Source organism: Pseudomonas sp. FW305-96 (assembly GCF_058783825.1).
This window is the reverse complement of record NZ_JBYSYW010000052.1, coordinates 1-20,142: the sequence shown is the minus strand read 5'-3', so window position 1 is coordinate 20,142 and position 20,142 is coordinate 1. Positions and strand designations below refer to the sequence as shown.

Here is a 20,142-nt window from a genome sequence, read left to right as displayed (position 1 = left end):
CCCACCAGCACATCCGGCCCCACGCCCTGCTCGCGCAGCTTGTGCGCCAGGCGGTTGGCGCGGCGGTTGAGCTGGTCGTAGCTCAGCGCCTGCCCGGCGAAGGTCGCGGCGATCGCCTCGGGTGTGCGCGCCGCCTGCTGCTCGATCAGCGCGTGGGTGCAAGCCGTAGTTGGATAGCTGGCAACTACCTGCTGGTCTTCCACCGGCAGGCTAAGCGCACCCAGGGCACGCCGACCATCAGCTGCCAACTGCGCGAGCAGGTGCTGGAAGTGCCCCGCCAACTGGTCGATGGCCAGCTCGCTGAAGCACTGGCGATCGAAACTGAAGCTCGCCTCCAGGCGCTCACCCACCTGCACCACGAGGGTCAACGGATAGTTGGTCTGTTCCTGGTTCTGCACCTCGCCGAACTGCAGGCCTTGCGGCGCGCCCTGTTGCAGCGCCTCGGCGACCGGGTAGTTCTCGAAAACCAGAATGTTGTCGAACAGTGCTTCGCCGCTCCAGCCGGCCCAGCGCTGGATCTCGTACAACGGCGTGTGTTCGTGCTCGCGCAGGGCCAGGTTCAGCGCCTGCACCTGCTGCACCCAGTCGCCGACGGTCTGTTCCGGGCGTGGGCTGGCGACCACCGGCAAGGTGTTGATGAACAGCCCCAGCTGCTCCTCGACGCCCGCGAGCTCCGCCGGGCGGCCGGCCACGGTGGCGCCGAAGGTCACGCTGGCCTGGCCGGTGTAGCGCTGCAACAGCAACAGCCACGCGGCCTGGACCAGGGTGTTGAGGGTAACCCGCTGTTCCCGGGCGAAGTCCGCCAACTGCTGGGTCTGTTGCGGCTCGAAGCGCAGCGCCAGGCTGCCATGGCCTCGCCCTTGGGCCGAGGACTTGAACGCCTGTACCAGTCGCGTTGGCTCGTCCAGCTCGGCCACCTGGGCGCGCCAGAAGGTTTCGCTGGCCTGCTGGCCCTGGCCTTGCAGCCACTGGATATAGTCGCGGTAGCGGCTGGTCCTGGCGCTCGGGGCGACGCCGCTGTAACGCTGCAGCACCTCGCCGAGCAGGCGCGAGCTGCTCCAGCCGTCCATCAGGATATGGTGGCTGGTGTAGATCAGGTGATGGCCGCCGTCAGCCGTGCGGATCAATGTGAGGCGCAGCAGCGGGCCGCTGGCCAGGTCGAAGCCAGCCTGGCGCTCGGCCTGGGCCACGGCGTCCGGATCCTGGGCCTGGTCGAGCTCGACAAACGGCACCTGCACCTGGCGCCGTACCACTTGCACAGGCAACGGCAGGTCCTGCGGGAAGCAGCTGCGCAGCACTTCGTGATTGTCCACCACCGCCTGCCAGGCCGTGCGGAAGCGCGACACGTCCAGCCCCTGCACGTTCACGCGCAGCTGGTTGATGTAGTTGCCCGCGTCCTGCTCGTAGAGGCTATGGAACAGCATGCCCTGCTGCATCGGCGACAGCGGATAGAGGTCTTCGATTTCCACGGCCGCCAGCGGCAGGCTGTCCAGTTGCGCCTGGGTCAGCTCGGCCAGCGGGAAGTCCGATGGCGTGACACCCTGGTGCGGCGCCTGGGCGCAATGCTCGACCAATTCGGCAAGCACCTGCTCGTAGCGGCGCGCCAGGGCTTCGATGGTCTCTGGGTGGAACATCTCACGGCTGAAGCTCCAGTCCAGCTCCAGCTCGCCCTGGTAGACCTGGCCGTTGATGCCGAGCCAGTTGCCCAGTGGGCTGTCCAGGCCCTGTGTGGCGCCACTGCCCTCGCTGGCCGGGGTGAACAGGGCACCTTCAACCTCTGCGAAGCTGCCGTCGAACTGGCCCAGGTAGTTGAAGGTCACCCGTGGCTGCGGCAATGCCGCCAGACGCTCGCGCAGATCGGGCTCGCCGAGATAGCGCAGCACACCATAGCCGATGCCTTTGTTCGGCACCGAACGCAGTTGTTCCTTGATTGCGCACAGCCCCTCGCCAAGCCCTTGGGCCGGCGTCAGGCGTACCGGGAACAGGCTGCTGAACCAGCCCAGGGTGCGGCTGAGGTCCAGTTCCGGGAACAGGTCCTCGCGGCCGTGGCCTTCGAGCTGGATCAGTACCGAATCCTCTCGGGTCCAGTCGCACAGCACCCGCGCCAGGGCCGCCAGCAGCAGGTCGTTGACCTGGGTGCGGTAGGCGGCGGGCGCCACTTGCAGTAGTTTGCGGGTCAGCGTGGCGTCCAGGCGTGACGAGGCATGGGCGACGTGACGATTGGTCTGGGCGCCCGCCGGGTTATCGCGGGGCAACTCGCCGCCAGCGGCTTCAAGGCCGCGCAGCCAGTGTTCGGCCTCGGCCAGCAGTTCCGGGCTGCGGGCATAGGCGCCAAGGCGCTCGGCCCAGACCTTGAGCGAGCTGCTCTTGGCTGCCAGTGTCACGGCCTTGCCGGCGGCCAGGGCCGTGTAGGCCAGTTGCAGGTCTTCCAGCAGTATCCGCCAGGACACACCGTCGACCACCAGGTGGTGGATCACCAGCAGCAAGCGCTGCTGGCCCTCGGGCAGTTCTACCAGCAGCGCCCGCAGCAGCGGCCCCTGGGCCAGGTCGAGGCTGCGCTGTGCCTGCTCGGCCAAGGCCGGCAGCTCGGCCAGGTCACTCAGTTGACGAACCCAGAGGATATCGTCGGCCTTGGTGGGCTGGAATTCGGCCTGCCAGGCCTCGCCCTGGGTGAAGCGCAGCCGCAAGGCGTCGTGCTGAGCGACCAGCGCCTGCAATGCGCCTTGCAGGTGGTCAGCGCCAAGGGCCTGGGTCGGTTTGAGCAGCAGGGCCTGGTTCCAGTGCTGGCGCTCGGGGATAGCGGTTTCGAAGAAGCGTGCCTGGATCGGCAGCAATGGCATCGAACCACTGACCTGCTCGACCGCCACGGCCTTTTTCTCGATGCGCTTGGCCACCGCCGCCAGCTGGCCGATGGTCTGTTTCTCGAACAGCTGCTTGGGGCTGAGCTTGATGCCCTGGCGTTTGGCCCGAGCGATGATCTGCAGGCTGAGAATCGAGTCGCCGCCCAGCTCGAAGAAGTTGTCGGTGCTGCCGACCTGGTCGAGCTTGAGCACCTCGGCCCAGATGGCCGCCAGGGCCTCTTCGATCTCGCCGACCGGCGCGGTGTACTGACGCCGGGCGACGCCCGGCGCCGGCAAGGCGCGCTTGTCCAGCTTGCCGTTGGCGGTCAGCGGCAGGCGGTCAAGGACCAGGACCTGCGCCGGCACCATGTAGTCCGGCAGCCGATCCTGCAGTTGCTGGCGCAAGGCTTCACCCTGCAGCCCCTGGCCCACGCACCAGCCGACCAGCTGCAGACGGCTTTCGTCGCCTTCCACCGGCTGCGCCAGGACCACCGCCTCGGCGACCCCGTCCAGCCCTCGTAGTACCCGTGCCACCTCGGCCGGCTCGACGCGATAACCGCGCACCTTGACCTGGTCGTCGGCGCGGCCGATGAATTCCACTTGGCCCGAACGATTGCGCCGCACCCGGTCGCCACTGCGGTACAAGCGCTGGCCAGGCCGCGTCGGGTCCGGCAGGAAGCGTTCGGCGGTCAGGCCCGGCTGGCCCAGGTAACCCTGGGCCACGCTGGCGCCACCGATGTACAGCTCACCGGCGACCTGATCGGCCACCGGGTTGAGCACATCGTCGAGCAGCAGCACATGGGCGCCCGGCAAGGGCTCACCCACCGGCACGGCACGGGCGCCCTCAGCGAGCGCGGCCACTTCATGGGTCAGCACGCCAACCGTGGTCTCGCTCGGGCCATAGTGGTTGATCAGGCGGCAGCCCGGCTTGAGCCGGCGTACCTGCTCCACCAGGGCTGGCGTGCAGGCCTCGCCACCGACGATCAGTGCATGCTCGGGCAGCACATCGGCGGGGTTGCCGGCTTGCAGCAACGCCGCCAGGTGGCCGGGGACGATCTTCAGCACACCGACCTGGTGTTCGGCCATGTAGCGGGCGAAGGCGTCCGGGTCGAAGCCCAGCGCTTCGGGCAGTACATGCAGCAGGCGTCCGGAACACAGGGCACCGAACAGCACGGTGTGGCCCAGGTCGGCGGCGATGGTCGAGACCAGCGCCATGCTCGCCCCCGGCGCAGGCGCCAGGCGTTCGAGCAGGCCGGCGACGTAGCTGGCCAGGGCGCCATGGCTGACCAGTACGCCCTTCGGCTGACCAGTGGAGCCGGAGGTGTGGATCACATAGGCCGGCGATTCGGCCCACAGCGTGAGCGCCGGCGCGTTGGCCGGCAGGTCCTGCCATTGTTCGGGGACATAGGCCAAGGTCAGGTGATCGGCGGCAGCCAGGCTGGTCAGTCGCGCATCGCCGGCGGCGCACAGCAGCACCTTGGCTTGTGCGGCGTCGAGCATCTGCCGCAGGCGCGTTTCAGGCGCCTTGGGGTCCAGCGGCATGTACACGGCGCCAGCCTTGAGGATACCAAGCATGCAGGTCAGCCAGTCCAGCGAACGCTCCATCAGCACCGCAACCGGTTGGCCGCTGACCACACCCTGCTGTTGCAGGTGATGGGCCAGGCGGTTGGCGGCCTGGTCCAGAGCGGCGAAGCTCAGGCTGTGCTCCAGGCTGCAAGCGGCAAGCGCCTCGGGCTGCCGGTGCACCTGCTGCTGCCAGTGTTCCAGCACCAGCGCCGGCACCTCACGCTGCGTCGCCTGTTCGCTGCGCAGCGGCGCGGCCAGGCGGTGCAGCGGCAGCTGCGGGGCATCGAGCAGCTGGCCCAGCAGTTCGATGAAGGCCGGAATGAAGGCTTCGACGGTCGAACGCTGGTAGAGGTCGCTGGCGAAGGTCATTTCGCCATGGATCAGCTGGCCGTCGTCGGTGATGTCCAGCGCCAGGTCGAAGTGGGTGCCGACCTTGTCCAGCGGGTACTCGGCGACACTCAGGCCCGGCAAGGCCAGCGAGCGCTGGCGCTGCATGCCGACGTTCTGGTTGAACTTGACCTGGAACAGCGGGTTGTGGCCGAGGTTGCGCTCCGGCACCAGTGCGTCAACCAGTTGCTCGAACGGCAGCTCCTGGTGCGCCTGGGCGCCGAGCACCGCTTCGCGCACCTGGGCCAGCAGGTCATCGAAGCTCAGGCGCTCGTCCACCTGGCAGCGCAGCACCTGGGTATTGACGAAGAAGCCGATCAACCCCTCGACCTCGGCACGGCCGCGGTTGGCGTTGGGCACGCCGATGCGGATATCGCGCTGCCCGGCCTGGCGCGACAGGAACAGCGAGAAACCGGTCAGCACCAGCATGAACAGGGTCATGCCCTGCGCGCGGGCATAGCCGCCCAGGCGTCGGGACAGCTGGACGCCAAAGTCGAAGCCCAGGGTCTGGCCATCGAAGCTCTGGGTCAGTGGACGCGGGTAGTCCGCGGCGACCTCCAGCAGCGGTTGCTCCTCGCCCAGCTGCTGGCGCCAGTAGTCGAGCTGGCGCTCGCCCTCCCCGGCCTCCAGCCAGCTGCGCTGCCAGATGGCGTAGTCGGCGTACTGCACCGCCAGCGCCGGCAACTGCGGCGCCTGGCCCTGGCTGAACGCCTGGTAGCTGTGCACGAACTCCTTGACCATCACATCCATCGACCAGCCGTCGGAGACGATGTGGTGCATGCACACCAGCAGCACATAGTCCTCGGCCGCCAGCCGGTACAGGGTGGCACGCAGCAGCGGGCCGTGCAGCAGGTCGAACGACTGGTGACTGGCCTCGCGCACCCGCGTGGCCAGCTCGGCCTCACGCTGGTCAGTGGCGATGGCGGTGAGGTCGACCTGTTCCAGGGGCACGGCCAGATGATCGAGGATCACCTGGCACGGCTGTTCGCCCTCGACCTGGAACACCGTGCGCAGCGCCTCGTGGCGCGTCGCCAGGTAGTCGAATGAGCGCTGCAGTGCTGACACATCAAGCCGGCCGCTCAGGCGCAGGCCAGCAGCCATGTTGTACGCCGCGCTGTGCGGCTCCAGCTGCCAGAGGAACAGCAGGCGCTGCTGGGCGAAGGACAAGGGGATGCTGGCGAAGTCGTGCCGTGACTCGACCACCGGCAACAGGCTGAAGTCCTTGCCGTCCTCACGCAGCTTGGCGAGGAACTGCCGGCGCTGCTCCAGGGGCAGGCTGACGAACCGTTTCGCAATGCGTACCGCCATGTTGCCACTCATGCCTCAACCCCTTCCAAGGAACCCAGGAACGCGTCCATATCCGCCCAGTCATCATCCGTATCGCCGCCCTGCAGCCGGGCCAGCTCGGCGGCCAGGTCACCCAGCGCCGGTTGTTCGAACAGGCTGCGCAACGGCAGCACCAGGCCCAACTGATCCTTGATCCGCGCCAGCACCTGGGCGGCCAGCAACGAGTGCCCGCCGAGTTCGAAGAAGTGATCGTCCAGGCCAACCTTCGGCACGTTCAGCACCTGCATCCAGATCTGCGCCAGTTGTTGCTCGACGGCGCTCTGCGGCGCCCGGTACTCGGCCTGCAGCGCACTCGGGTCCGGCGCCGGCAGGGCTTTGCGGTCCAGCTTGCCGCTGGGCGTGAGGGGCAGGCGCGGCAACAGCAGCAGGTGGCCGGGCACCATGTACTCGGGCAGGCGGGCCTTGAGCAGGCTGCGTACCTGCTGGCGCAAGCGCGCCTGTTCGGCGGCATCCTGTTCGGCGGCGTCAGGCACCACATAGGCAACCAGTTGCAGGCCGCCGGTCATCGGCAGGGCCAGCACCACCGCCTCGCGAACCCCCGGGCACTGTTGCAGGCGCGCCTCGATCTCGCCGAGTTCAATGCGGAAACCGCGCACCTTGACCTGGTGATCGACGCGGCCGATGTATTCGATGGCGCCATCGCTGCCCAGGCGCGCGCGGTCGCCGGTGCGGTACAGGCGCTGGCCCTGGGCGAACGGATCGGCGACGAAGCGCTGGGCAGTCAGTGACGGCTGGCCGTGGTAGCCACGGGCCAGGCCTGGGCCGCCGATGTACAACTCGCCCACCGCGCCCTGGGGCAGCAGTTCGAGGTCATCATCGAGGATGTACAGGCGACGCTGCGCCAGACCCTGGCCAATGGGGATGCCACGCCAGGACACTGCCTCGTGGCCGAGCCCGGTGCAGTCGTGAATGGTCGAAACCACCGTGGCCTCGGTCGGACCATAGGTGTTGAGCAGACGCACATGGCCCAGCCCTGCCAGTTGCCACAGGCGCAGCCCGTCCACCGCCATTGCCTCGCCGCCGACGTGGATCTGGCGCAGCGCGCCGTAGCTGGCCGGCGGACGCGCGGCGAAGTCCTGCACCAGCCAGTACCAGTAGGCGGCCGGCAGGTCGGCGAGAGTCACCCCGTGCTCGATCAGCACTTCGTGCAGGGCGGCGCTGTCCCACAGGCGGGTATCGCGCAGCACCACGCAGGCGCCATGGCACAGCGGCGGGAAGAACTGCTCGACGAAACCATCGAAGCTGCTGGTGGCGAACTGCAGCACCCGGTCGCCTTCGCGCAGGTCGCTGTAGTCGATGGCGCGGGCGATGAACTCGCTCAAGGCGCCGTGGCTGATCGCCACGCCCTTGGGCCGGCCGGTGGAGCCGGAGGTGTAGATCACATAGGCCAGGTTGTCGGGCACGACGGTCAGCGGCAGGTCAGCGACCGGCTCGTCTTCCAGTTTCAGCTGGTCCAGGCACAGGCAGCGCACTGCCTCCCGTGCCGGCAGGCCGGGCAACTGCGCAGTAGTGGTCAACAGCCACTGCAGGCCGCTGTCCTCGAGTACATGGCCCAGGCGCTCGGTCGGTGCCTGCAGGTCCAGCGGCACATAGGCGCCACCGGCCTTGAGCACGGCCAGCAGGGCCACGGCGAGGTCCAGCGAACGATCCAGGGCCACGCCGACCAGGCTGTCGGGGCCAACGCCCTGGCGACGCAGGAAATGGGCCAGGCGGTTGCTCCGGGCGTTGAGCTCGGCATAGCGCATCGACGGCGCCTCGGCGCCATTGGCCAGGACCAGCGCCAGCGCCTCGCCGCTGCGCACGGCCTGGGCTTCGAACAGGCGCTGCACCGGCTCCCACGGCGCCACATCGGCCACCGGGCACAGCAACGCCTGGCGCTCGGCCGCGGCCAGCATCGGCAGCTCGCCCAGGCGCTGGCGCGGATCGTTGCACACCGCGCGCAGCAGGTTGCGCCAGTGCCCGGCCAGGGCACTGATGGTGGCTTCATCGAAGATATCGGTGGCATAGGTGAAGGCGGCGAACACCTGCTCGCCCTCCTCCCGGGTATCGAGCATCAGGTCACTGGTGGCCGCATGCTGGCGGCGGCTGCCGGCCAGTTGCTCGGCGCTCAGGTAGCCCACGCGCAGGCCGCAGTCCAGGCGCACATCCTTGAGGTCGGTGACCAGCGGCTGGTGGTTGAACATCACCTGGAACAGCGGCGTGTGGCTTTGGCTGCGCTGGGGCTGCAGGGCTTCGATCAGCGCGTCGAACGGCAGGTCCTGGTGCGCCTGGGCACCGACCGAGGCCTGGTGCAGGCTGCGCAGCAGGTCGCTGAACGGCGTCTGCGCGCTGAACTGGCTGCGCAGCACCTGGGTATTGACGAAGAAGCCGACCAGCCCCTCGGTTTCGCTGCGGTTGCGGTTGGCGATCAGGCCGCCGACGCGGATGTCGGCCTGCCCGCTGTAGCGGTACAGCAGGGTCTTGAACACCGCCAGCAGCACCGTGGACAGGGTCACCCCGTGCTGCTGGGCCAGTTGCTTGAGATCTTCGCGCAGGCCAGCGTCGAGCACCAGCTCCAGGCGCTCGCCCAGGTGGCTGGGCTGGGCCGGATAAGGCCGGTCGGTCGGCAGCTCCAGCAACGGGTGCTCGTCGCCCAGCTGCTCGCGCCAGTAGTCCAGCTGGCGCTCGCGCTCACCGGCCTCCAGCCAGCTGCGCTGCCACAGCGCGTAGTCACGGTAGTGCACCTTGATTTCCGCCAGCGCAGGCTCGCGCCCCGCCACCAGGGCGTCGTAGCTGCGCATGAATTCGTCGATCAGGACGTTCATCGACCAGCCGTCGGCGATGATGTGATGCAGGGTCAGCAGCAGCACATGCTCCTGGGGCGCCAGGCGCAGCAGGGCGATGCCGAACAGCGGCCCACGCTCGAGGTCGAAGGCCTGGGTCGCCTGGGCCGCCATCTGCTGGTGCGCGCGCTCCCAGCGCGTGGCTTCGGGCAGATCGGCCAGGTCGAACAGCTGGATGCCTACCTGCGTTGGCTCGGCTACCCGCTGCACGGCGCGCTCGCCGTCCTGGGCGAAGGTGGTGCGCAGGCATTCGTGGCGGCCGACCAGCAAGGTGAAGGCCCGCTCCAGCGCCTGGACCTGCAGCTCGCCTTCCAGGCGCACGGCCATCGGCAGGTTGTAGGCGGCACTGTGGGGTTCCAGCTGCCAGAGGAACCACATGCGCTGCTGGGCGTAGGACAGGCCGTCGCGCTCGCTCAGGCCGACACAGGACGACATGGGCAACTGCGCGAAATCGATACCCTCGCGTCGCATCCCTTCGAGGAACAAGCGACGCTTGTCCAGGGGCAACTCGATGAAACGGCGGGAAAGTTTCTGGGCGTCTGCGGCATTCATGTGTGGGGTCCTTGCTGATCGGCGGCGCGACCGGAAGGTCCGGGCGCATCAACAAGAACGAATGGGCGGGGGGATGATTTAGCGGGTATCGAGCCTGAAAAGCCTGGGGCTGCGCGGCAGCCCCAGCCTCGACAGATCAGGCCTGGTCCAGCGAGTGCCCCTCGGCCATCGCCACGATCACCTTGCGCGGGCCTTCGAACGGCGCGCGGGCATGGGCGGCGAGCATGTTGTCGAGCATCATCACGTCGCCTTCCTGCCAGAGGAAGCTGATCTTGCAGTCCTCGAGCACCGCACGGATCTCGTCGAGCACCTCATCCTCGATGGGCGAACCGTCACCGTAGTAGACGTTACGCGGCAGGTCTTCCTCGTCGACGATGTCCAGCAGGCTTTCCCGCACCTCGGGCGGCAGGTTGGAAATATGGAACAGGTGCGCCTGGTTGAACCAGACCTTGTCGCCGGTGACCGGGTGCTCGGCCACCGCCTGGCATACCTGGCGCGTGCGCAGCTCACCGTCATCCTTCCATTCACAGGTGATGCCATGGGCCTTGCAGTAGGCCTCGACCTCCTGCGGATCCTCGGTATTGAACACATCCTCCCAGGACACATCCAGCCCGTTGCCAAAATTGCGCACATACATCAGGCCCTTGCTGACGAAGCGCTCGCGAATGTGCGCCGGCACCCTGCGATAGACCTCGCGACTGTCGGCAATCGGCGTCTGGCCGCCGGACTTTGCCGCGATCATGCTGTAGAACCAGATCTTCATCGGCCAATCGCGCGAGTACGCCTGCTCGTTGTGCAACGGAATATGCTGGTGCGCGGGATACTCGGTGGAGGTGTAGACCCCCTGGGTGACGTTGGTGCGCGGCGTGGAGCCGAACTCGTAGTTGAGCAGCGGATGGCCGAAACTGGCGGCGAACTGACGGAATTGCTCGGCGCCCTCCAGGCGGAAACCGCGGAACAGGATGCCGCCATCGCGCAACAGGTGTTCGTCCACCAGCGCCTTGAGCTCATCGAACACGTCCAGCAGGCTGGTGTCGTCGTCACCGGCCTCCACCAGCAATGGCAAACGTCCCTGCTCCGGCAATAGCGGACGCACTGTAAATCCCACAGCAACACCCATGACGGGCCTCCTGTACACACCTAAGGAAAAGGGAGCGACGGCCCAGGGCACGCTCGCATCCGGTGATAGGGGGACGTTTCGGGAAGCAGGCAAATTAGTCCCAGCGCAGGAACCCGCAGCAACAGGCAGGGCAACCTGGAAACACTTGCTTGCAATTGACCCATCAGGTTTTGCCCTGCTCATGCGTCTCTTTCTGATACGGCCGGGCAATCCGCCCCTTCATTCGCCATTGACACTGTGTACCCATGTCGAAAAAGTCCCGCTCGAAAATCTGGTTCCTCGTGCACAGCTGGCTGGCGCTGCCCATCTGGTTCTTCGTGCTCATAGTCTGCGTCACCGGCACCCTGGCGGTGATCAGCAAGGAGATCGTCTGGCTGGCCAATCCGGAAACCCGCGCCAATCCGCCTTCGGATGACGCCCCGCGGTTGTCCTACGACGAGCTGCTGGTGGCCATGCAGCGCGACGAGCCCGGCATCGCCGTGGCCAGCCTGATGACCCTGAGCGAGTCGCACTTCGCCATGCTGTCGGATGTCACTTACCCTGACGGCCGCACGCTGAGGGTCTACGTCAACCCCTACACCGGGCATATCCAGGGCGTTCCCCCGCAGTTCAACTTCGAGGAATTCACCCGCGCCCTGCACGGCTGGTGGCTGGTGCCGCACACCAATGGCTACAGCTGGGGCTGGTACCTGGTGTCACTGCTCGGGCTGCCGATGCTGGCTTCGCTGGTCACCGGCCTGGTGATCTACAAACGTTTCTGGAAAGGTTTCTTCAAGCCGACCTTGCGGTTCAACCAGGGCGCGCGGATCTTCTGGGGCGATTTCCACCGCCTGAGCGGCATCTGGTCGATCTGGTTCATCGCGGTGATTTCCATCACCGGCACCTGGTTCCTGATCAAGGCCCTGCTCGCCGACAACCATATCGCCATCTCCAGCCAGCCCATCGTGCCGGTGGTGGCACGGGAGACGGTGCCACTGACCGCCGACGGCAGTCCGACGCCGATGATCAGCCCGGACGAGGCCGTCAGGATCACCCAGCGCGAAATCCCGGGCTTCACCGTCGACTACGTCGGCTTCCCCAGCAACGCCTATGCCCATCTGAGCATCGGTGGCATGAGCTGGTATCCACTGGTGTACCAGAAAGCCGAAATCAACCCTTATACCGGCAAGATGGAAGCCAGCCGCCTGCTGGGCGATCGCAAGGCGGTTGAAATCGTCACCGAATCCATGCGCCCGTTGCACACCGGCGAGTTCGCCGGCCTGACCACCAAGCTGATCTGGTTCTTCTTCGGCCTGCTGCTGAGCATGATGGTGCTCAGCGGCCTGCTGATCTGGAGCAAACGTACCGCCCTGGCCACCGCCAACGCGCTCAAGCGCAGCCAAAAGCAGGCGCGCACGGCCAAGCAGCCGGTTGCAACGGAGGTCACGTCCAGTTCTTGAAACATTTTCTTTCATTTGCTTTGGCAGCTTTCTGATTCTCATTCGTCCTTACTTATGCAGCCCTCCAGGTTGAGCACAGACTCGACCGTATTTTTTTATGCAGAAGACCGACCGATGGCCCGACAATCGAGAAAGAAATCCAATTCCAAGCTGTGGTTTCTGGTGCACAGCTGGCTTGCCCTGCCGATCTGGTTCTTCGTCCTGATCGTCTGCTTCACCGGCATGCTCGCGGTGGTCAGCCAGGAAATCGTCTGGCTGGCCAACGCCGACGTGCGCGCCAGCAAGCCCGACTACGACAGCCAGCGCCTGAGCTACCAGCAAGTGCTCGACGCGATGCACAAGGCCGAACCGGACCTGGCGGTGCGTTTCTTCAGCCAGCCGGACGGTTCGCACTTCGCCCTGCAGGCCTCGGTGACCCGCGCCGACGGCACCCACGCGCTGCTCTACGTCAACCCGTACAGCGGGGCCATCCAGGGCCAGCGCCCGGACTTCGACTTCGAAGCGTTCACCCGCGCCCTGCACGGCTGGTGGCTGGTGCCCTTCACCAACGGCTACAGCTGGGGCTGGTACCTGGTGTCGCTGCTCGGGCTGCCGATGCTCGCCTCGCTGGTCACCGGGCTGGTGGTGTACAAGAAATTCTGGCGCGGCTTCTTCAAGCCCGTGCGCACCGGCCATGGCCGGCGGATCTTCTGGGGCGATCTGCACCGCCTGGCCGGCGTGTGGTCGATCTGGTTCATCGCGGTGATCTCCATCACCGGCACCTGGTTCCTGATCCAGGCGATCCTCGGCGACAACCACGTGACGATTTCCAGCGAGCCCGTCACGCCGGTGATCGCCCGCCAGCAGGTCCCGCAAACCCCCGACGGCAGCCCGGCGCCACGCATCGACCTGGACGAAGCGGCGCGCATCGCCACCCAGGCGGTCCCGGGCCTGGACGTCAGCTTCATCTCGCTGCCCGCCACCGCCTACAGCCACTACAGCATGGGCGGCCGCGGTTGGTACCCGCTGATGTTCCAGACCGCCGAGGTCAACCCCTACACGCGCAACGTCGACGCCCAGTTCCTGCTCGGCGACCGCTCGGCCCTGGAGTTCGTCACCGAATCCATGCGCCCGCTGCACACCGGTGACTTCGGTGGCCTGGCGATCAAGCTGATCTGGTTCTTCTTCGGCCTGGTGCTGACCCTGATGGTGTTCAGCGGCCTGCTGATCTGGACCAAACGCACCGCCCAGGCCACCCGCGCCGCCCTCAAGCGCGGCGAACGCCCGGCGCGCCCAATCACCCTGGAGGCCCACTCTTGAGCCAGACCGACACCCTGCCGCCCAGCGGCCTGAAGCAGCTGTGGCTGAAATGGCGCTTCCACCTGAACATCCTGCTGATCCTCGTGCCGCTGGGCTTCATGCCCAAGTACTTCGCCGACGCCAGCCTGTTCCGCGGCGACAGCGGCCTGGGCGCCAACATCATCCAGGACGTCCAGGTCGGGCGCTGGACACTGGACCTGGCCGAGCTGCGCGACGAAGCCCCGCGTGCCGAAGGCCCGGCCGGCTACTTCAAGGCTTTCAACGCCGCCTGCGGCAACTGCAACGACGGCGCCAAGGCCATCTACCTGCGGGTGGGCAAGCCGCGCAGCCTGCGCGCCGCCGGCACGATCTTCTTCGGCGCGCCGGCGCGCATGGGCACCTCGCTGCCGATCCCGCCACGCACCCGCCCCGACGCCGACATCTGGATCACCATCGAAGGCTGGGACGGCAAGATGTACCAGGCCTCGGTGCCGCTGGCCAAGGCATCCCCCGCCACCGCGGCCTGGCTTGAAAAACAAGGAGGCAACAAATGAAACAGCTGATGCGCAGGCTGGCCCTGCCCCTCTTGGCCCTGGCCGCCACCCCGGCGCTGGCGCACAACCCCATGTGCGAGTGCACCGAGCACGGCGAGCAGATCACCTGCAAGGGCGGTTTCTCCGACGGCAGCGGCGCACCGGGGGTGACCCTGGACGTGATCGGCTACGACGAACAAGTGCTGGTGGCGAGCAAGCTCGGCGATGACTCGACCCTGACCTTCAAGCGCCCCGACGGCGAGTTCTACGTGCTGTTCGACGCCGGCCCCGGCCACGTGGTGGAAGTCGACCACGCCGACATCGGTGCGCCATGAGCCGCGCCCAGGTGGTGCGCCCGGCCGGTGCCGGGCACGAGACCCTCTACGTGCTGCTGGCCGCCGTGCTGATCGTGGTGCTGGCCGCAAGCGTGGTGGCCGTGCGCGGCGAACGCGAGGATGAACAGGCCATCGCCGCCCACCAGCTTGACGCCCGCCGCGACCTCAATGCCGCCGAACAGGGCATCCACACCGACCTGTGGGTGGCCGTCGAGGAGATCCGCGCACTGCGCGAGGACAATGGCGTCGCCCCGGATGCCCAAGCCCTGGCCGACGAGGGGCTGCCACCCTTCGCCAGCGACGCCAGCAGCCAGAGCCGCGGCAGCCACCAGTGGTCGTTGTTGGCCAACGGTGCCTACCTGGGACGCAGCCAGGACGCCCAGGTGGCCGGCAGCTTCCTGGTGATCCTGCCAGCCGCCAGCGATGCCCAGCCGGATGTCTGGCTGCGCCGCGACAGCACCGCCCTGCCCCCGGACGCGCTGGACAGCGATGCGCTGATCGCCGCCGGCTGGCAGCAGATCGTCACCCACTACGACGCCGGGGTCACCCGCCAACACCGTCACTAAGGACCTGCCCATGCTCCGCTTCGCCCGCCACACCCTGGCGCTGCTCCTGGCCTGCGCCCTGCCCGCCCTGGCCCTCGCCGACAACGGCAAGCCCCTGCGCATCGGCATCACCCTGCACCCCTACTACAGCTACGTGAGCAACATTGTCGGCGACAAGGCCGAAGTGGTGCCGCTGATCCCGGCCGGCTTCAACCCGCATGCCTACGAGCCGCGCGCCGAGGACATCAAGCGCATCGGCAGCCTCGACGTGATCGTGCTCAACGGCGTCGGCCACGACGACTTCGCCGACCGCATGATCGCCGCCAGCGAAAAGCCCGACATCAGGACCATCGAGTCCAACGCCAACGTGCCGCTGCTGGCGGCCACCGGCATCGCCGCCCGCGGCGCCGGCAAGGTGGTCAACCCGCACACCTTCCTGTCGATCAGCGCCACCATCGCCCAGGTCAACAACATCGCCCGCGAACTGGGCAAGCTCGATCCGGACAACGCCAGGTTCTATACGCAAAATGCCCGTGCCTACGCCAAGCGTCTGCGTGGCTTGCGTGCCGCGGCCCTGGCCAAGGTCACCCAGGCGCCGGACGCGACCTTCCGCGTGGCCACCATCCACGCTGCCTACGACTACCTGGTGCGTGACTTTGGCCTGGAAGTCACCGCCGTGGTGGAGCCTGCCCATGGTATCGAGCCGAGCCCGGCGCAGTTGAAGAAGACCATCGACCAGCTCAAAGCCCTGGACGTGAAGGTGATCTTCTCGGAGATGGACTTCCCCTCGGCCTATGTCGACACCATCCACCGCGAGTCCGGCGTGCGCATCTACCCGCTCACCCACATTTCCTACGGCGACTACACCAAGGAGAAGTACGAGGTGGAGATGAAGCGCAACCTCGACACCGTGGTCCAGGCCATCCAGGAGAACCGCACGTGACCGCCGCCGCCAACTTCACCAGCGCCTGCGGGCCGCGCATCGAGTTCGACGGCATCGACCTCACCCTCGGCCGCACGCGCATCCTCGAAAACGTGCGTTTCAGTGTCGCCCCGGGCAGCGTGCACGCCATTGTCGGCCCCAACGGCGGCGGCAAGAGCTCGCTGATCAAGACCTTGCTCGGGCAGATGCCGCACCAGGGCCAGCTGACCCTGCACTGGCCCGGCGAGCGCGAGGTGATCGGCTACGTGCCCCAGGCCCTGGAGTTCGACCGCGGCCTGCCGATGACCGTGGACGACTTCATGGCCGCCATGTGCCAGCGCCGTCCGGCGTTCCTCGGCCTGTCGCGGCGCGTGCGCCCACAAATCGACGCGGCGCTGCAACGGGTGGGCATGCTCGACAAGCGCAAGCGGCGCATGGGCGCCCTCTCCGGCGGCGAGCGCCAGCGCGTGCTGCTGGCCCAGGGGCTGATCCCCGAACCGCAGCTGCTGGTGCTGGACGAGCCGATGTCGGCCCTCGACGAGGCCGGTATCCAGGTGTTCGAGCAACTGCTGCACGGCTGGCGCCAGGCCGGCACCACCGTGCTGTGGATCGAGCACGACCTCGAAGCGGTGCTGCGCCTGGCTGACCGCGTCACTGGGCTGAGCCGCCAGGTGCTGTTCGACGCCCCGCCGGCCCAGGCCTTGACTCCCGAGCGCCTGCTCGGACTGTTCTCCGTTCACCCGCGCAGCGAGAGCCTTGCCTGATGAGTTTCGAAACCTTGCGCCAACTGGTCCAGGACTGGGCCACGGCTGGCTATCTGCCCGAGGCACTGGCCTACGGCTTCGTGGTCAACGCCCTGCTGGCGGGCCTGATGATCGGCCCGGTACTCGGCGGCCTGGGCACCCTGGTGGTGGTCAAGCGCTTTGCCTTCTTCTCCGAGGCGGTCGGCCACGCGGCGCTCACCGGGGTGGCCATCGGCATCCTGCTCGGCGAGCCCTACACTGGCCCGTACGGCAGCCTGTTCGGCTACTGCCTGCTGTTCGGCATCCTCCTCAACTTCCTGCGCAACCGTACCGGCCTGTCGCCGGACACCCTGATCGGCGTGTTCCTCTCGGTGTCGCTGGCCCTGGGCGCGAGCCTGTTGCTGATGCTGGCCGGCAAGATCAACGTACACATCCTCGAAAACGTGCTGTTCGGCTCGGTGCTCACCGTCAGCGCCCACGACCTGCTAGTGCTGGGCATCGTCGCGGTGCTGGTGCTGGCCCTGGCACTGCCGTTGTACAACCGCATCATGCTGGCCAGTTTCAACCCGCAGCTGGCGGCGGTGCGCGGGGTGGCGGTGAAGACCCTCGACTACCTGTTCGTGGTGCTGGTGACCCTGGTCACCGTGGCCTCGGTCAAGGTAATCGGCGCGATCCTGGTCGGCGCCCTGCTGGTGATCCCGGCGGCGGCGGCACGGCTGGTCAGCCAGTCGCTCAAGGGCTTCTTCTTCGTCTCGGTGATCATCGCCACCCTCAGTACGTTGCTCGGCATCCTGCTGCCGATCGTCTTCGACCTGCCGGTGCCCTCGGGCGCGGCGATCATCCTGGTCGCCGGGATCTGCTTCGCCCTCGCCGCCCTGGCCCGCGCCCTCGTCCCACGCCTGCAAGGAAACCCGGCATGAACCTGAAAAAACTCACCCTGGTCCTGGCCCTGAGCGGCCTGCCGCTGCTGGCGGGCGCCACCGAAGTACTGACCACCCTGCCGGTGACCCACAGCCTGGCCAGCGCCTTGCTCGAGGGAACCTCGGTGCAGCTCAAGCGCGCCGCCCCGGCCAACCTGCCGGCCAGCCGTCAACCTTCGTATTTCAGCGGCCGTGGTGGCGCCAGCCTGCAGAAGGTGGCGCAACAGGCCGACGCGGTGATCGGCGTGCGCTCGATCTGGCGCGACGACCCGCTCTACCCCATGGCCCGGCGCAGCAATATCCGTATCGTCGAGATCGACGCCGCGCGCCCGGTGGACGGCGCCCTGCCCGGCATCGCGGTCAAGGGCGACGAAGCCTTCGCCGCCTACCCCTGGCTCAACCCAACCAACCTGGGGCGCATGGCTGACGTGGTGGCCAATGACCTGGAGCGCCTCTCGCCAGCGGACAAAGCGAAGATCCAGGCCAACCTGGCCGGTATCAAGCGGCAGATGCTGGAGCTGACCGCCAACAGCCAGACGCGACTGGCCGAGGTCGACAACCTGACCGTGGTCAGCCTGTCCGAACGCCTGGGCTACCTGGCCAGCGGGCTGAACCTGGACGTGGTCGAGCAGGCGTTGCCGGCAGACGACAAGTGGGACGAGGCGGCGCTCAAGGCCTTTGGAGACAACCTCGAGGCGCAGGACGTGGCGCTGGTGCTGCACCATCGCCAGCCCGATGCCAAGGTGGCCGAAGTGATCGCCGCCGCCGGGGCGAAGCTGCTGGTGGTGGAGAGCGACGCGGACGATACCGTGGCCGGGCTCAAGGCCAGTGTCGAACAGGTGGTCAAGGCGCTCGGTCAGGGCTGATCGCCATGGGAGCGGGCTTGCACCCGCGATTGCAATGCCGGCCCTGTCGCGGGGCAAGCCCGCTCCCACGCTGCGACAGCTTCAGCGCTTCATGCAACGCTGATAACGCTCATCCACCCTGCCGGCAAACCAGGCCGTGGTCAGCTTGCGAGTGATCTTCGGACTTTTCAGCTCGATCCCCGGCAGCACCGCCCTTGGCAAGGGCTTGCCGGCCTTGGCTTCGGCCAAGGCGAAGACCTTGCGGTACAGCTCGGTCTCCTCCAGCGCCAGGTCGTTCTCTTTCTCCAACTGCGCCCTGATCTGCGGATTACGCAGCCCCAGCTTCGCCCCCAGCTTGCGCGCCGCCTGCTCGGTGGTGCCGGGCATGATCGCGCCGGGGGCAATCAGGTCACCGTCGAGTGCCAGCGTTACCCCACTGGCGCGGCTCAGCGCCGCCTGGAACGCGGCGTTGCGGCTGGCGTACCAACCCGCATTGAAGTCGGCGAAGCGGTATAGCTGGCGTTGGTAATGGGTCGGATAACCCAGCAGGTGGGCAATACCGAAGTACATCCCGCCACGGCGGCTGAACACCTCCTGGCGAATACTGCCCGGGTGGTCGTAGGGATAGCCCTTGGCGTGTTGTTCGGCAAAATCCACGCTGACCTGCATCGGCCCGCCGGTGCGCACCGGGTTCAGCCCGCCCAGCAGCGAACGCCCCAGCGGCAGGCCACCGATCACCTCGTCGTACAAAGCGCTGAGTTGCTTTTCGCTGCGCACGGCGAGCAGGCGTTGCTGGTAGGTCTTGCCGTTGGCCGAAGGCGTGCTCAGGGCGCCATCGACCAGCAGCCGGGGCACATGCAGCCGAGCCGCCCGGCGGTCGATCTCTTCCCGGGCGATGCGGCCCAGGTTTGGCACTTGAGGGTCGGCATTGAAGGTGGACTCCTGCTCGGTCACCGCCAGCACGGCGCACAGGTTGCTCTTGCTCGGGCTGATGCCCTGGGCCTGAAAGGCCACCTGGATATCCTCGGCCCAACCCTGGCGGTCCTTGACCTGGGCCGGCAGCAGGCGCATGAGCTGGGCGCGGACCTTGGCCGGGTCGGCCTCCGGCGCCTCTTCGCGGCGCCCCGCGCAGCCCTGCAGCAGGCCCAGTGCCAGCAGCCCGAAGGCCAACAGACGCCCGTTCAGGGTTGCTCCCCCACCAGGTAGGTCTTGCTGATCTGGCGGAACAGCGGATGGCTGGAGCTGCCCAGCAATTCGAACAGCACCATCTCGCGGGTGACCACCTGCGCCCCGGCATCGCGCATGCGCGCCAGGCCCGCCGCCTTGCTGGCCGGGGTGCGGCTGTCGCAGGCATCCTCGACCACGAACACCTGCTTGCCCAGGGCCAGCAGGCCGAGCACGGTCTGCAGCACGCAGACATGGGTCTCCATGCCACAGACGATCACCTGCTCGCGCGCCAGCAGGCTGGGCGGCAGGCACTCGGCGGCGACACAGGAAAAGTGCATTTTCTCGACGATCTCAGCGGCTGGCGCAGCGGCCTTGAGGGCGGCCAGGGTGTGGCCCAGGCCCTTGGGATACTGCTCGGAGATCACGGTGGGCAGCTCGAGTTCGGCGGTTGCCGCCAGCAGCCAGCGCGCGCGGGCCGCCGTGCCCTCGGGATCGCTCATCGCGCCGATGAGCTTTTCCTGGATATCGACGACCAACAGCGTGGCCTTGCGAGGATCGATCAGCATTGTCAGCCTCATGCCTGGGAAAAAGGCTAGCCTTACCCAGGCGCAGGATGACGTCAATCAAAGCAGCACCTGGGCAAGTTGCCGTTGCCGTTGCCGTTGCCGTTGCCGTTGCCGTTGCCGATCAGAAGTCTAGCGCCCTACCCAGCTAGCGACAGCTGCGTCAGCCCAGGCGCCGCCCGTAACTTCGCGACTTCAGGAGGCCGAACGCAGGTCTT

General features: G+C 67.3%; 14 protein-coding genes. 9 read left to right on the top strand and 5 right to left on the bottom strand.

The genetic code is table 11. The annotated features are described in order from the left end of the window. The 3 genes from AC3WL2_RS25035 to AC3WL2_RS25025 form a co-directional block, all read right to left on the bottom strand. Positions 1–6,113 (bottom strand): amino acid adenylation domain-containing protein (locus AC3WL2_RS25035; RefSeq protein WP_492574036.1); only part of this gene is annotated, 6,113 nt, incomplete at its 3' end. Then, positions 6,110–9,514 (bottom strand): non-ribosomal peptide synthetase, encoded by a 3,405-nt coding sequence (locus AC3WL2_RS25030; protein WP_102685295.1) that lies wholly within the window; start codon positions 9,512–9,514, stop codon positions 6,110–6,112. The genes AC3WL2_RS25030 and AC3WL2_RS25035, both read right to left, overlap by 4 nt. A 136-nt stretch (positions 9,515–9,650) precedes the next feature. Further along, positions 9,651–10,634 (bottom strand): TauD/TfdA family dioxygenase, encoded by a 984-nt coding sequence (locus AC3WL2_RS25025; RefSeq protein WP_102685294.1) that lies wholly within the window; start codon positions 10,632–10,634, stop codon positions 9,651–9,653. A 245-nt stretch (positions 10,635–10,879) separates the two neighbouring features. On the opposite strand from AC3WL2_RS25025, the gene AC3WL2_RS25020 reads away from it, so the two are divergent. The 9 genes from AC3WL2_RS25020 (at position 10,880) to AC3WL2_RS24980 (ending at position 18,215) form a co-directional block, all read left to right on the top strand. Next, a complete protein-coding gene (locus tag AC3WL2_RS25020) occupies positions 10,880–12,073 on the top strand; it encodes a PepSY-associated TM helix domain-containing protein (RefSeq protein ID WP_102685293.1) in 1,194 nt (397 codons plus the stop codon). A gap of 114 nt (positions 12,074–12,187) precedes the next feature. Then, the gene (locus tag AC3WL2_RS25015; protein WP_102685292.1) at positions 12,188–13,372 is read left to right on the top strand and encodes a PepSY-associated TM helix domain-containing protein; all 1,185 of its coding nucleotides are present in this window, start codon (positions 12,188–12,190) and stop codon (positions 13,370–13,372) included. Beyond that, entirely contained in the window at positions 13,369–13,905 is a 537-nt protein-coding gene (locus AC3WL2_RS25010; protein WP_094012606.1) for a PA2404 family protein, read from the top strand. Before AC3WL2_RS25015 ends, AC3WL2_RS25010 begins: the two co-directional genes overlap by 4 nt. Beyond that, positions 13,902–14,219: a hypothetical protein gene (locus AC3WL2_RS25005; protein ID WP_028692195.1), complete on the top strand. Its 318-nt coding sequence runs from the start codon at positions 13,902–13,904 to the stop codon at positions 14,217–14,219. The genes AC3WL2_RS25010 and AC3WL2_RS25005 overlap by 4 nt, the downstream gene beginning before the upstream one ends. Next, positions 14,216–14,785 carry a DUF6162 family protein gene (locus AC3WL2_RS25000; protein ID WP_102685291.1) on the top strand — a complete coding sequence of 190 codons (570 nt, stop codon included), beginning with the start codon at positions 14,216–14,218 and terminating at the stop codon, positions 14,783–14,785. Before AC3WL2_RS25005 ends, AC3WL2_RS25000 begins: the two co-directional genes overlap by 4 nt. A 10-nt stretch (positions 14,786–14,795) precedes the next feature. Beyond that, positions 14,796–15,707 carry a metal ABC transporter substrate-binding protein gene (locus AC3WL2_RS24995; protein ID WP_102685290.1) on the top strand — a complete coding sequence of 304 codons (912 nt, stop codon included), beginning with the start codon at positions 14,796–14,798 and terminating at the stop codon, positions 15,705–15,707. After that, the gene (locus AC3WL2_RS24990) at positions 15,704–16,450 is read left to right on the top strand and encodes a metal ABC transporter ATP-binding protein (RefSeq protein WP_102685289.1); all 747 of its coding nucleotides are present in this window, start codon (positions 15,704–15,706) and stop codon (positions 16,448–16,450) included. The genes AC3WL2_RS24995 and AC3WL2_RS24990 overlap by 4 nt, the downstream gene beginning before the upstream one ends. Continuing rightward, the gene (locus AC3WL2_RS24985; protein WP_102685288.1) at positions 16,450–17,349 is read left to right on the top strand and encodes a metal ABC transporter permease; all 900 of its coding nucleotides are present in this window, start codon (positions 16,450–16,452) and stop codon (positions 17,347–17,349) included. The genes AC3WL2_RS24990 and AC3WL2_RS24985 overlap by 1 nt, the downstream gene beginning before the upstream one ends. Further along, positions 17,346–18,215, top strand: a complete 870-nt coding sequence (locus AC3WL2_RS24980) for a metal ABC transporter substrate-binding protein (protein ID WP_102685287.1) — start codon at positions 17,346–17,348, stop codon at positions 18,213–18,215. The genes AC3WL2_RS24985 and AC3WL2_RS24980 overlap by 4 nt, the downstream gene beginning before the upstream one ends. An 81-nt stretch (positions 18,216–18,296) precedes the next feature. Here the strand turns inward: AC3WL2_RS24980 and AC3WL2_RS24975 are convergent, their stop codons facing one another. Beyond that, complete coding sequence (locus tag AC3WL2_RS24975; protein WP_371918153.1) at positions 18,297–19,379, bottom strand: DUF1615 domain-containing protein; 1,083 nt, start codon at positions 19,377–19,379, stop codon at positions 18,297–18,299. Next, positions 19,376–19,927 (bottom strand): isochorismatase family protein, encoded by a 552-nt coding sequence (locus AC3WL2_RS24970; protein WP_102685286.1) that lies wholly within the window; start codon positions 19,925–19,927, stop codon positions 19,376–19,378. Before AC3WL2_RS24970 ends, AC3WL2_RS24975 begins: the two co-directional genes overlap by 4 nt. Positions 19,928–20,142 lie beyond the last annotated feature (215 nt).